12 protein-coding genes and 1 pseudogene are annotated in these 13,648 nt (G+C 40.5%); 6 read left to right on the top strand and 7 right to left on the bottom strand.

The window, feature by feature from the left end:
- Window positions 1–3: 3 nt before the first annotated feature.
- From ACN222_RS10905 to ACN222_RS10890, 4 genes are all read right to left on the bottom strand, one after another.
- Entirely contained in the window at window positions 4–1,017 is a 1,014-nt protein-coding gene (locus tag ACN222_RS10905) for a sucrase ferredoxin (RefSeq protein ID WP_010996345.1), read from the bottom strand.
- Window positions 1,014–2,081 (bottom strand): iron-siderophore ABC transporter substrate-binding protein, encoded by a 1,068-nt coding sequence (locus ACN222_RS10900; RefSeq protein ID WP_199315701.1) that lies wholly within the window; start codon window positions 2,079–2,081, stop codon window positions 1,014–1,016. The genes ACN222_RS10905 and ACN222_RS10900 overlap by 4 nt, the downstream gene beginning before the upstream one ends.
- Before the next feature lie 10 nt (window positions 2,082–2,091).
- The gene (locus ACN222_RS10895; protein WP_010996343.1) at window positions 2,092–4,653 is read right to left on the bottom strand and encodes a TonB-dependent receptor; all 2,562 of its coding nucleotides are present in this window, start codon (window positions 4,651–4,653) and stop codon (window positions 2,092–2,094) included.
- A gap of 147 nt (window positions 4,654–4,800) precedes the next feature.
- Complete coding sequence (locus ACN222_RS10890) at window positions 4,801–5,808, bottom strand: helix-turn-helix transcriptional regulator (protein ID WP_010996342.1); 1,008 nt, start codon at window positions 5,806–5,808, stop codon at window positions 4,801–4,803.
- Between the two features lie 157 nt (window positions 5,809–5,965).
- On the opposite strand from ACN222_RS10890, the gene ACN222_RS10885 reads away from it, so the two are divergent.
- From ACN222_RS10885 to ACN222_RS10865, 5 genes and pseudogenes are all read left to right on the top strand, one after another.
- The gene (locus ACN222_RS10885) at window positions 5,966–6,811 is read left to right on the top strand and encodes a DUF2887 domain-containing protein (RefSeq protein ID WP_010996341.1); all 846 of its coding nucleotides are present in this window, start codon (window positions 5,966–5,968) and stop codon (window positions 6,809–6,811) included.
- Between the two features lie 202 nt (window positions 6,812–7,013).
- Window positions 7,014–7,250: a type II toxin-antitoxin system Phd/YefM family antitoxin gene (locus ACN222_RS10880; RefSeq protein ID WP_010996340.1), complete on the top strand. Its 237-nt coding sequence runs from the start codon at window positions 7,014–7,016 to the stop codon at window positions 7,248–7,250.
- Window positions 7,251–7,281: 31 nt separating this feature from the next.
- Window positions 7,282–7,611: a type II toxin-antitoxin system VapC family toxin gene (locus ACN222_RS10875; protein WP_231865534.1), complete on the top strand. Its 330-nt coding sequence runs from the start codon at window positions 7,282–7,284 to the stop codon at window positions 7,609–7,611.
- Window positions 7,612–7,674: 63 nt separating this feature from the next.
- Window positions 7,675–7,797, top strand: a pseudogene (locus tag ACN222_RS10870) (DUF4351 domain-containing protein); the annotation flags it as partial.
- Window positions 7,784–8,074: a hypothetical protein gene (locus ACN222_RS10865; RefSeq protein ID WP_084789087.1), complete on the top strand. Its 291-nt coding sequence runs from the start codon at window positions 7,784–7,786 to the stop codon at window positions 8,072–8,074. The pseudogene ACN222_RS10870 and the gene ACN222_RS10865, both read left to right, overlap by 14 nt.
- A gap of 561 nt (window positions 8,075–8,635) precedes the next feature.
- Here ACN222_RS10865 and ACN222_RS10860 read toward each other — a convergent pair.
- Together ACN222_RS10860 and ACN222_RS10855 are read right to left on the bottom strand one after the other, a co-directional pair.
- Window positions 8,636–10,159 (bottom strand): TonB-dependent receptor plug domain-containing protein, encoded by a 1,524-nt coding sequence (locus ACN222_RS10860; RefSeq protein ID WP_049942423.1) that lies wholly within the window; start codon window positions 10,157–10,159, stop codon window positions 8,636–8,638.
- Between the two features lie 164 nt (window positions 10,160–10,323).
- The gene (locus ACN222_RS10855; RefSeq protein WP_010996336.1) at window positions 10,324–11,322 is read right to left on the bottom strand and encodes a helix-turn-helix transcriptional regulator; all 999 of its coding nucleotides are present in this window, start codon (window positions 11,320–11,322) and stop codon (window positions 10,324–10,326) included.
- Window positions 11,323–11,566: 244 nt separating this feature from the next.
- Here ACN222_RS10855 and ACN222_RS10850 point away from each other — a divergent pair, with 244 nt between their 5' ends.
- Window positions 11,567–12,451, top strand: a complete 885-nt coding sequence (locus ACN222_RS10850; RefSeq protein WP_010996335.1) for an Rpn family recombination-promoting nuclease/putative transposase — start codon at window positions 11,567–11,569, stop codon at window positions 12,449–12,451.
- A gap of 195 nt (window positions 12,452–12,646) precedes the next feature.
- Here the strand turns inward: ACN222_RS10850 and ACN222_RS10845 are convergent, their stop codons facing one another.
- Window positions 12,647–13,615: an iron-siderophore ABC transporter substrate-binding protein gene (locus tag ACN222_RS10845; protein ID WP_010996334.1), complete on the bottom strand. Its 969-nt coding sequence runs from the start codon at window positions 13,613–13,615 to the stop codon at window positions 12,647–12,649.
- Window positions 13,616–13,648: the final 33 nt, after the last annotated feature.

The following is a 13,648-nucleotide window of genomic DNA, read 5'->3' as shown; positions in this document are numbered from 1 at the left end:
GGGCTATATATTAATGAGTTGCTGAGTCAATTGACTGACGCGATACTGTTTTACAGTTTCCAAAGGTTGCTCTTTACCAGAATTAAAAACAGTCATTACCTGAGAGCAAGCTTCAACTCTTGCTAAATAACTACCTTGGATGCTGTTATCTGGAGAGGTGAAATCAATACGAACTTCTGCCCAATCTGCATTCCATTCATCATTAGTTGTATCTTTTGCTAATACTTGACCGGATTTTTGGTATTGAAGCCATTCCCAGCCATGTTGCATCCAAATCTCGCGCTCAACTATTTGCTCAAATTTTGTCATTCCCGACCAACCCCGATAAAATTGACGCAGTTGTTTGACTGGACTGTTACGCCAAACTAAGACATCTAAAATCTCTGGTTCAATATGTCCCCAAAACTGTCCTGTGGGTAGATCAAACAAAGTCGGTGCGAATTGATGACCGCCAATGTGAGAACATCGCCAAACTCTTAACTGTCCAGCAGATTTTGCTGCATAGTTCTGGCGTAAATTTTGATAGATAGGATAGCCAAACCGAGAACAAGCAACATCGACATTTCCGTGGGTACAAACCATGATTTCACGGATGTGATTTTTAGGCTGTTGGTATGTTTGAAATTGATCTAGGTCATTGGGGTATTCTAAGAAACCCGACGTAAACTGACCGATTTGGCTTTCAGGAATCAGAAATTCCTGCTTTTCAAACTCAGCAAAGCTTTTTGTAGGGCGTTTGTAGTGTAAGGCGCGGACATATCCTGGTACAGAATATTCCCGATCAGGTGCGATCGCAATTGGTATAACTGGGATGTGGCGATTTTCTAATTCATGAAATAAATCGTGAATCTGGCTGAGAATGCGATCGCTGTGCAAGTGTTCTTCTGTCCAGGGTAGTGCGGCTTCTAAAACTAACCAATTATCGCTGGTATTCGCTGTACCAATAGGGTCTTCACCGTTATTTTTGGAAACAACAGAGCAAAATTGACAATCGGATAAGAGTTTTTGAGTTGTCATTTTCCTTGTGGGGAGAGTAGTTGTTTTTGCAGTTCCTGAAGGTAAAGTTCTGTACCAATAGGCCCAGGTAATCCTAGACAGAGATAGGCCGGGATGAAATATACTCGACCCTCCTTACTCGCTGTCAGAGATTGAGCGATCGCATTTTCTGACCACTGCTGCTTGAGTTTTTGCATCTGAGGTTCAAAGTATTTATCATCACTGAGTTGAACCTGGCTAAAGTTTGCTCCCAGTAAGATGATTGAATCTGCACTATTGAATTGGGGTAATGTTTCTATAGAAAGTGGTGGTGGAACACTCTTATCTGCGGGAACTAAACTTGAAGGAGACATCAATTTAAATCCCAAATTTGTCACCAGAGAATCACAGAAACTATCACGGCGGGGAAAACGCAATTGTTCGGAAATTGACTGACCAAGAGACACTAGCATTAATACTTGAGGATGATTTGCCACAATATCAGATAATGCTTTCTGAGCAATAGCTAATCGCTGATCGCTGTCAGCTAATATTTTTTTGGCTTTTTCAGAGCGTCCCAATATTTTAGAAATTGCTAGTAAATTAGGTTGAGCATCAAATCTTGGAAATAGCAGTGTCGGAGCAATTTTTGAGAGCATTTCATACTGACTTCTATTCAATTCATTCCCGATAATTAAGTCGGGTTTGATTTTGAGTAACGCCTCAATAGAAGGAGTATAAGCAAGACCTAAATTAATTAACTCACCAGTTACCCTCTCTCCCAAATAAGGAATTTGCTGACTAGGATTGTCGTAATTGCCTTGATGTAATGGCACATGATCTGCAAAACCAACTGGTTGTACATCAAGAGCAAGTAAAATTTCTAATACATTCGGGCCCAGTGCCACAATTTTTTGAGGTTGACCACATACCTGAGTTTCCCCCACTTGATGTTGAATAACTTGGCATTCAGTGGAGGGGGAGATTTTTTGGCTGACAGTATATTGAGTCAGGCGATCGCCACAGGCTATAATCATGAAACTGCTGAAAATAGCCAGCAACAAAAGCTTTAATATGCGGTTAACCCTCAAGCTTTTAAGCATCATCAACACTGCCCTAAAATTCCAACGAAATTGAGCCAACTACAGTAAATGGTTGCCCTGGTTCAATAGAGCGAGTTCTGGTCAATGTGGCAGCACTACTAATATAATTAATGTCAAAAATGTTGTTGAAATTCAGTCCAACTCGCCAGTTATTTTGGCGATAAAATAGAGCAGCATTGGTGAGAAAATAACTATCCACCTCAAAATCATTTTGAAAGTTGCCGAACCGTTTACCAACATAATTAACGCCAAGTCCAAAACCTAAGCCTTGTAAACTACCCTTTTGAATTTCGTAGGTTGTCCAAAGATTCGCACTGTGTTTGGGAGTTCCTGGTAAGCGATTGCCCACAGCTATAGTGTTATCTTTGCTAATTTCAGCATCAGTGTAAGCGTAGCCAGCAATAATATTCCATCCTGGTGCAATTGTGCCAACTGCGCTGAGTTCAATACCACGACTGCGCTGTTCACCAGTGGCTACGGATGCTCCCAAAACGTCAGGATCAGCTGTGGATACATTCTGTTTGGTAATATCGAAGTAAGCTAATGTCGCAAAAAGATTGCCTTGAAGTAATTCTGCTTTGATACCTACTTCGTATCCTGCGCCACGTTCCGGTTGCAGAAAATCGCCGTTAGCATCTCTGGAAAAACTTGGTACAAATGACCGGGAATAGCTGGTGTAAATAGAAAGATTTTCCACTGGTTTATAAACCAAACCAATTACTGGACTCCAGGCACTATCGTATTTACTTTCATCTGTGAAAGTATCTTTAAAATCAACAGTATCGTAGCGTAAACCAGCCAATACAGTAAATTGGTTATTCAATGCAATTTGGTCTTGCAGATAAAATCCTAGCCTAGTTGTTTCGTTCTTAAATGGAGTAGCTGGCGGTAATGTGGAAAAATCTGTTCTAGGAGGGACTCCATAAACTGGATTGAATATATTTAATGTCGTTCGTGTACCTCTGAAGACTAAATCATCGAGAAGACCCCGATTAAAATCAACGCCAGCTAGCAGTGTATGTTTGATAGAACCTGTAGTAAACTTACCGACAACATTTGTTTGCAGTGAGTAATCATCTGATTTATACTCGCGTTGGGCATAGGTGCGAGTGAGAATCCCTGTAGTTTCATTGAGGGAACCAGCCAGGGTGGCTTGGGTAAATAAATCTTGTTGCAGATATCGGAAACTATTGCGTAGAGTCCAGTTATCGCTGAAGCGATGTTCTAAGTTGTAGGCGATACTGAAAGATTTTGTATCAATAAAGTCATCAGGGTCATTAAAAACGCGACTATAAGGAACATCAGCCACACTCCTACCAAAAGCTACTAAACTTGTATCAAATGGTCGTGTACTATCGAGATATTCTAGGGAAAAGTCTACGTTAGTGCGATCGCTAATCTTCCATGTCAAGCTAGGGGCAATAAAAAACCTTTCTGTTTCTGTATTAAAGTCCCGAAACCCTTCCTCCCGTTGATAAGTTGCGTTCAGTCGATAAAGCAATTTACCATCGTCAGTCAACGGCCCGGAAACATCAAAACTGGGTCTTATCAGTCCATAACTACCAAATTGAGCCTGAATTTCGTAAAACGGTTCTGATAGTGGTTTTTTAGTAACTAGGTTAATTACCCCACCTGGGTCTAGTTGACCATACTGCACCGAAGCTGGGCCTTTTAAAACTTCAATACGCTCTAAATTTGATGTTTCTTGAAACGAGAAGTTTTCGTATATCCTAAAGCCATCTCTTAAAATCGGCAGGTTAGAAGTGCTAAAACCACGAATTGTGATTTGATTACCGATAAAAGCGTTGGTACTACCAAGTACACCAGGAACATTGCGGAGTGCATCATCAACGCGGGTAATTTGTTGGTCTTCGAGTACCTGACGGGGAACAACTTGAATAGACTGGGGTATATCGATAATGGGCGTATTCGTTCGTGTAACGGTTGCAGTATTAGGAACTTGATAGCCATCTTTTTCCCCTGTCACCACCAATTCAATTGGCTCTTCTGCTGCTGGTGATGGCTGTTCTGACTGAGTTTCTGGCTGTTGGGGTGGTAATGAAGCTGTCACAGATGTCAGACCAAAAATTAATCCCTCATCACTATCAAACAACTCGGCAGTTGGTAAGATGGTTTCCCCAACTATGCTGACTCGGATAGTATTAGCATCTTGATTTGTGACGGTAATCTCAGTAATACCTGCAATTGGTTTATCGGAGCGGAATGTGAAGGATTCTCCACTCGGTAAACGTAGTTGTGCATTAGAAATATCAGTGATATAGCTATTACCTGCACTACGATTTGTAATTTGTAGTTTTTCTCCTTGGGAAGTTTCTAGAAGTATCTCTACACCTTTGTCAGTAGGATTGGCTTTCACGCCAGTTACCTGGATAACTGCTGTATTTGCCTGCGCCAGCCATTCTTTCTCTTTAACAGTCCTCAGCCTTTTCTTAACAGAGGCGGTAAGTGATTTTTGTTCCTCCACTTCCATCTGGTTGATACTTTCTGCCCAGACAGGTTGAATAGCGACCAGAGCTAACGCCCCAGCCAGGAAAATAGCGATTTTCATACTCATTTACCAATACATCCTTGCTACGCAACCATGATCAGGTTAGTTAGCTGATAGTTAATAATTTTTTGCAAAAGTGAGTAAAAAAAATTATACGGATTTAATATCTAAGATTTCTTTGTGAAACGAACTTTTTTCTTTGTGAAACGGACTTTATCGATTTTTACCCAATTGATAGGCTTTGGGACTGACTGCAAATTTACGCCGAAATGCCACACTGAAGGCTTCTGGATTGGTATAACCTATAGCTGTGGCAACGCTAGCAATTGACATCTCCCGTTTTTTGAGCAATTTTTGGGCTTGCTGCAACCGATAGTCCTGTAGGTAGCCGAAAACTGTTGTACCAAAGACTTGGCGAAATCCCTGTTTTAGTTTACGCTCGTTGATTCCTACCTGTCGGGCTAACCCCAGCAGGGATGGGGGATTGTTCATCGTCCGAATCAAAATCTCTTGCGCTGCATATAGCCGCTCGATATCATCTTTGCGTAACTTTAGCGAAACGGAGTGATGAGAAGTTTCTTTCCAATTGGTAAATTGTAAGGTCAGTATTTCCAGAGCTTTGCCTTCAAGATACATTTGTCGAGTGATTCCCTGATAGGGGCAATGGAGGATTTGCTGAAGAATCTGTTGGATGGCTGGAGTGTTTTTGCCTAAAGATTGATGAAACTGCGCGGATGAATCTAATTCAATCAATCGCCGCAGGGGTTCTGGCAGAAATTCATTATCAGAGGTGAAGGATTGAAAATAATTGATGTCTGCACAGATCATCACCATTTGAATTTTTTCTTTTGCCCGCCATTCCTCGTATTCTAAGATGTTGGGCAGGTGGTAAATGTAGTTACAACCAGTAGTTTCTTCATAGTCATCTGGGATATGCACAGCACCAGGGGTAATTACCCTAGAACCACTAGATAGATAAAACTTTGCCGTAAGCGGAAATGAAGACTGATGTTGTTGTTTTAATCTTAAAGGTTGCCACAGTTGAGCTTCCCTAATGCAAACAACCAATCCGTTGCGTAGCTGAGTAACGCGATCGCCTCCTGTTCCCATATACTCTGGTAATCTAGATACTGTTTCAGACCCAGATTGTTGATACATCATTTCAAAGCCACGATAAGCTTTCTGATCCACGTCCCAGTAAACTGGCTCTGAAAATGTCATGGCGATCGCACTCCGTAATTAATAATATTATTTCTCAATAATTTACCGTGCAATCGATCAAGAAGAAAATAAATTTTCCAGGCGATCGCTCTAAAAAAACCGCTACGCAAACATCTATCACTGCTAAAATTCTTCCCAGGGTTTAAGCAAATATTCCATGCGTCGAGATTCTATATTTTATAAATTATTTCAACAATCCCCTAGTTTGTTATTTGAGCTATTGACAAACCCGCCAACTAATGCGGATGAATATATTTTTGATTCGGTAGCTGTTAAAGAACCAAAATTTGAAATTGACGGTGTATTTCTGCCTCCACAAAATCAAAGTCCGGGTGTGGTGTATTTCTGTGAGGTGCAGTTTCAAAAGGACGAAAGACTATATGAAAGAGTATTTGCAGAATCTTGGTTATATTTCTATCGTAACCGGGATAGATTTAGTAATTTGCAAATTGTGATCATTTACCCATCCCGCAGCTTAGAACAAAGTGATATCACTCCTTACATCAGTCAACTTAATAGCCCACAGGTGCATCGAATATATTTAGATGAATTGGGAGAGATTCGCCAATTACCTGTGTGGGTTGCGTTGATGGTGTTAACTACAATTGATGAGGAACAAGCAACTGAAGAAGCTAGGTATTTACTAGAGAGGAGTCAGCAGGAAGTACCTCAACCAGAGAATCGTGCCATCATAGATTTATTGACGACAATCATGGTTTATAAGTTTGAAGGGAAAAGCCAAAGGGAGGTAGAGGAAATGTTGGGAATTACACTCAAAGAAACACGGGTTTACCGGGAAATTAAGGAAGAAGGACGTGAGGTAGAAGCGCGATCGCTCATTTTCCGTTTACTAAATCGACGTGTAGGGGAATTACCGCAGCAAGTGCGTCAACAAGTTGAATCCCTTTCGTTGGAACAATTGGAAAATCTCGGTGAAGCGTTGCTTGATTTTACCAGCATGGCTGATTTAGATGCTTGGTTGTCGGAATTGGATGGTAATTAAGCAGCGATACCTCTACGCGAGCGATCGCAGGGAGAGTTATGAGACTGGGCGATATCTAACACGAACCTGTACGCTAACGCAGATTTTCTAGTTTTTATCGGTTATATAATTAGGATAGTACACTAATGGCGATCAGTCGTTCATCTGATGCTGACCGTATTATGCGATACCTGATAATAAACTAAACACACAAAGAAACTCCATGAAAAAGGTGACATTAACAGAATTGAGTAATAATATTGAGCATCTATTAGATGAGGTAGTAGAAACAGGTATTCCCATAGAAATTAATAAAAATGGTAAGCTATTTAAAATAGTTCCTGTGGAAAAAACCGATAAACTTAAAAACTTGATTTTTAAGCCAGATGTGATTCAAGGAAATCCCGATGATTTAGTTAATATAAGTTGGGAGCAGGAGATTAATATTGATTTACCTTGATACTCATGTCGTCGTATGGCTTTATTCTGGTTTGACAGATAAATTAAGTGAATTGGCTAAAAGTTTAATTAATGATAATGAAATTTATATATCAGCAATTGTTCGATTAGAGTTACAATATTTATACGAAATAAAACGCATTACACATCAACCAGATACGATTATTGCTGAACTATCTGAGCAGATTGAATTGCAGATATGCAATAAAAGCTTTAACCAAATTATTAGTATGTCTTTGGCAATTAATTGGACTCGCGATCCTTTTGACCGAATTATTACGGCAAATGCTCAAATAGGTAATAATATCCTACTGAGTAAAGATGGAAATATCCTAAATAACTATACTTGTGCCAAATGGTAGAACTGCAATGAAAGCATAATTGCCGTCTATACTCAGGATTTGCGATCGCCAATAATCTATTAAGTTAGATCGCAAGTTAAATCCCTTTCGTTGGAACAATTGGAAAATCTCGGTGAGGCTTTGCTTGATTTTACCAGTATGGCTGATTTAGATGCTTGGTTGTCGGGGTTGGATGGTAATTCTTAAGAGTGCGATCGCTCCCACTTCGGGGGATTTAGTAGGCGATCGCACTAAGCTGTACGCTAACGCAGAGTTTCTAGTTTTCATCGGTATTTCGCACAAGGTGTTTATCCAGTTGATGTTGGGGACGGATTGGGTGATGTGGTACGCTGGACTAACGCATCCTACAAGAACGAATGGCACTCTGGAAAATGGCGATCACCTGACTCGCTCGGAATTTGAACGACGGTATGCGGCTGCACCCCACATTAAAAAAGCAGAACTGCTCGAAGGAATCGATTAAATTCGCCTGAACATGGGGAGTTTGTTGGGCAATTCGCGCAGAAATGGGAAGGCTAACGTTATAAATCAGCTATATTTTCATCTCAGCTTTCTTCATAATCGATTAATTATTGATGTTATCCACCTTCGGGCAAGTATTTAAACAGGTCATCCAATATTTTATTAACTCCTGACATACCGAACCCTCGCCAATTTTCTTGACTGACAACATAAGCTCGATTGTTTTTGACTACTTTTAGACTGCTAAACATGGGATTTTGAAAATAAAAGCTTGATACTCAGTCTCAAAGTAGTTGACATCAAAGCCTGCTAACAGTTGGTGTGAAATTGAGCCAGTTTTTAAGTTTCCTAGTAAGTCTATTTGTCCAAGGTAGTTATTTGCATAAGAAGTAGATTCTTAAGCAAATGAGTCTGTCAAAATGCGGTCATCAATGAGGGTGTTAAAAATGGTTCGGTTTAAAGTTCTGGCTCTTCAGTTCATTTTATGGAACAGAATAATAAATAAAACCCAAAGATAGCCTGCATTCATTGCTGTGACTGGGTTTTAAGTTTTTGAGCCTTTCTATAAAACTGTGATTTTAATGCTCCACCATAAAACCAACGCAAGAGCCAAAGTTCTTTGATTCAGAACTATTGCCAGATTATTGCGAAGTTTCCAGTTTTCACTGAATTCGTGGTTCAGATTTAGAGCAATTCTGTTGGTTGTGATATCAGATAAGACTAAATCAGGATAGGCAGAATAAAAATTTCGAGGTGGTAAGCTACCATCGGTAAGTAGCGGAACTTCAAATATTGGATTATCTGCAAAATATCTAACGTACTCATAAGATAAATTTAGGTCTGTCCGTTCTCCGAATTTTAAGGTAATGGAGGGTGCAATTGTGGTTGTATTGGAATTAACAAAATCTATATAACTTCCAGTACCTCGATGGCTGGTGATAAGTCTGTACAACGCATTTCCATCTGTTGTTAATGGGCCTGATAAGTCAATACTTGGTTGATAAAATCCATAATTACCTGCTTGAAATGCGACATTATAATAGGGTGTACTGAGGGGTTTCTTAGTAACAGTATTTATAACACCACCTGGTTCCTGCGCGCTGAATAGAACTGAGGCTGGCCCTTTTAGCACTTCTACTTGTTCAATTGTCCCGATAGATGACACGGAGTAGTAATCATAATCTCGAAAGCCGTTGCGTAAACTTCCTGAGTCAAATGAGATAAATCCTCTAATAATGTTGGTTCCACCGGGTGCGCCATAGTTGTTAGAACCGTCAAGAACACCACTAACGGTTTCTACTGCCTCAAACACAGTTTGGGCATTGCGATCGCGCAATACTTCCTGCGGCACAACTTGAATCGATTGGGGAATATCCCGCAATGGTGTATCTGTCCGCGTCGCCGTACTGGCATTCGGTACACGATAACTATCCCGTTCCCCCGTCACCACCAACTCAATCGGGTCATCCTGCTGGGCTGCGCGTTGTTCTTCAGGTTTCTCTGTTGCTGGCTGTTCTTCGGTTGGTGTTTCCGGCGTTTGTGCAGATGTGGCTGTAGATGCTACTGCAAAAATCAACCCCATATCATCATCAAATAACTCAACCGCAGGTAACGCTTTCTCCCCAACTACCGTTACCCGCACGGTATTCACATCAATGTTTGTAACTGTAATTTCCGTAATTCCCTCGATGGGTTTTTCCGACTTAAATGTGAAAGCATCCCCATTGGGTAAACGCAACTGCCCACCAGAAACATCTGCAACAAAATTATTATCTTCACTGCGATTTGTGATTTGCAGTTTATCCCCTGCGGCTGTCTCTAAAATTACTTCTACACCTTTCTCTGTGGGATTAGCTTTCACACCCATTATAGGTATAATATCGCCTTGGAGAGTAGAGGGATTGGTTGGTGTCTGTACCAACATTCGAGCGTTAGTTGGAGGAAGTTCAATTTCGCTCAGTTGGGAAATATTTTGCTTGGCTTGTCGAATTTCTGTTTCAACTTCCTCACCTTGGGCGGGACTTGGGATTAAAATAGCGATCGCACTGGTTAACAACAGGCTTTGGCACAACCTATCTAGCTTCATTGATATCCTCACACATCATACCCAACCGGAAAATTTCAGATTTGCAACCTTACATAAAAGTCAGCAAGCCTGTCCCATCCAGCCAGCTTATTGCATAAAAGTTCTAACAGTCACAGCAAATAGTGTAAGGAAATGCCAATCTATGAGTCTATCCCCAAACGGCATCACAGTCCCGAAACGGACTTTTTACCCAACAAACATTGACTTGGTGTAATGCCATACTTTCTTTTAAAGGCTGCTGCAAAGTGACCAAGATGGCTATAACCGACTAAATTGGCAACTTCGGCAACATTCGTATTAGTTCCGCGCAACAACTGTTCGGCTTTCTCCATCCGCATTTGAGTAAGATAACCGAATACAGTTGTGCCAAATAATTCTCGAAAACCTCTGCGTAAAGTGCGATCGCTTACCCCCACCAACCCAGCTAATTCTATCAACAACGGAGGATTTTCTAAGCGAGAAAGAAGGATTTGTTTGGCATGGTGAATCCTGGCAATGGTATCTGATTTTAATGGTAATGGTTGGGAAAATCCTTCACCAGTAAGGAGAGGAGATACCTGTAAAGCAATTAACTCCAGCACCTTCGCTTGTAAATAAATTCGTTTTGTGATTCCTTGATAGGGACAATTAAATATTTGTTGTGTCAAAAATCTTACGGCTGGAGTCATTTCTGGATAAACTAAGGTTTGCCAATCATCCTCCTTTGCCAATAATTTTAATTCTGGGGGAATCCCTCCATCTTTTCCAGGGAAAAAAGTTGCTAATAAATCAGGGGACATCTCAATGTTAATCCCCAATATCCGGGGAGATTGAAAGTGTTTTACCTTCATCTCCCGTTGAATTCCAGCCCCAGAAATAACCGCATTTCTTTCCCCAATCCAGCTACTATCGTCATCTTTAATTATTCCTGAGAGGAATACACCAAATTGCAAGGGATGATTTGAAGCTGGACGTTTGAGTACATAGTCATCGCGGTACTCACAATCAATAATTATCAGATAAAGTTCGGGATGCAATTCAATTTCTTTATGATAGCCACTTCCCAAAAAACTCGGCATTTCCACGTAAAATTCAAATGGTTCTATAGATGAAGGTTGCAGACTAGTTTGTTCTGCTTCATCCCAAAGTTCCTCTTCCTCGCGTTGTGTGAGTGCGATCGCCATAGTGCCATGATTACTGCTGAAGTAGTTCAACTTAATGATACTATTTCGCAATTAATAAGGAAAGTTAGTTAGGCGACTCTGTTGCTTGGTGTGCATAAGCCGGAGGCTTGACGCTAAGTCCTAGCCCTTTTTTGGCGGCTTTGCCAATGGACACGCTGCGCGTTTACGCAGTGTAGCGAAGCTAACGCGTATCGCTAAACATCTATTTGCTGCTAAAATGCCCCCAGGTTTAAGCCAATCTTCCATGCGTCGAGATTCGATATTTTATAAACTATTTCAACAATCTCCCAGTTTGTTATTTGAGTTATTGACAAATCCACCAAGTAATGCAGATGAATATATATTTGATTCGGTAGCTGTTAAAGAGCCTAAATTTGAAATTGACGGTGTATTTTTACCTCCACAAAATCAAAATCCTGGGGTTGTTTACTTCTGTGAGGTGCAGTTTCAACGGGATGAAAGACTATACGAAAGGGTGTTTGCAGAAACCTATCTGTACTTTTATCGCAACCGTGACAGGTTTAGCAATTTACAAATCGTCATCATTTACCCATCCCACAGCTTAGAACAAACTGATATTAGTCCTTACCTGAGTCAACTTAATAGCCCCCAGGTACATCGGATATATTTAGATGAGTTAGGAGATATTCGTTCTTTACCTGTGTGGGTTGGGTTGATGGTGTTGACTACCCTGGAAGAAAATCGTGCAACCGAAGAAGCAAGATACTTACTAGCAAGAAGTCAACAGGAAGTACCTCAACCAGAAAATCGTGCCATCATAGATTTATTGACGACAATCATGGTTTATAAATTTGAAGGTAAAAGCCGACGGGAGGTCGAAGAGATGTTAGGAATTACACTCAAAGAAACACGGGTTTACCGCGAAATCAAGGAAGAAGGAAGGGAAGAAGGAAGGGAAGAAGGAAGGGAGGAAGGAAGGGAAGAAGGAGAAAAATCGCTCGTTTTGCGTCAATTAAATCGACGTGTAGGGATGTTACCGCAGGAAGTGCGATCGCAGGTTGAATCCCTTTCGTTGGAACAATTGGAAAATCTCGGTGAGGCGTTGCTTGATTTTACCAGCATGGCTGATTTAGATGCTTGGTTGTCGGGGTTGGATGCTAATTCTTAAGCAGGGATCGCTAACACTAAGCTGTAAATTAACGCACATTTTCTAGCTTTCATCGATATGTCGCACAAGGTGTTTATCCAGTTGGGGTGATGGGTTACACTGTGACAAGATTGGCGATCGCATTCAAAATCAAGAGGTTTTCGTAGCTTTTAAGAACTCTAGGAAAGCTAAAAGCGATGTAAATGTTTACTTTTTTCACTGGTATGGCAAATATTTAAACAAGTCATCCAATGTCTTATTAGCTCCTGATATACCTAGCGTATACCATCCTACTTTGTCCACAAAATAAACTCGATTGTTTTTGAATGCTTTCAGACTGCTAAATATGGGATTTTGGAAATAAAAACTTGCTCCTCTGCGGTCAACATCAACTATAAACAGAATATCTGAATCGTACTCACCGATTTTTTCAATACTGAGATTCCACCCACCATTACCAGGAAGTGCAAATTTATGACGTATCCCTATATCAGTTAGAATTGGGGAAATTGGCTGAATACCTTTAATGGTTGTCCATATATAACCACCAGTATGAAACAATACGGAAATTTCTACTTGTTCCAGATGATTTCCTATACGTTTTTTTAATTCTTCAATTCTTATCTGGTATTGATTTAAAACTTCCTCTGCTTTTGCTTCCTTACCAACTATTTTAGCAACATATCGCAGGTTTTCTTTAAAGAAAGCCTGATCAACTAGCATTGTATAATTTGGGTAGGGTACAGGAACAGTAGGAGCGATCGCTGTTAATAACTTATATTGATGTGCATTTGTCGATAAAATTAAGTCGGGTTTGAGCATCAAAATTTTTTCTAATGAAGGCTGATAAGCATTTCCAACATTCGTAGCTCCTTTCACTTCATCTAATGATACGCCATGAAGAGATTCTTCTCCTTTGTGCGTATAAGACCCAAAACCAATCGGTTTGATACCGAGAGCTACCAGGGGATCGAGTGTGTTTTCTGGGTCTAATGCAATAATGCGCCGTGGTTTAAGTGGGACACAGGTTTCACCTAATTCATGCTTAATAACTCGACACTCCACAGGATGCTGTTGGGAAATATGAGGTTTTTGGATAACAGGTTGATAACAAGCAGTAATTAAAAGTAAGGAAATAGCCATGATTAAAAATGGCTTATTTAGACGACATAGCTGATTTCCCATTACGCTCTTTGTGACAAGTTTAAAGATAAAATG

This window comes from Anabaena sp. FACHB-595, assembly GCF_048568275.1.
GTDB lineage: Bacteria > Cyanobacteriota > Cyanobacteriia > Cyanobacteriales > Nostocaceae > Trichormus.
This window is presented reverse-complemented; position numbering and strand designations above follow the sequence as displayed.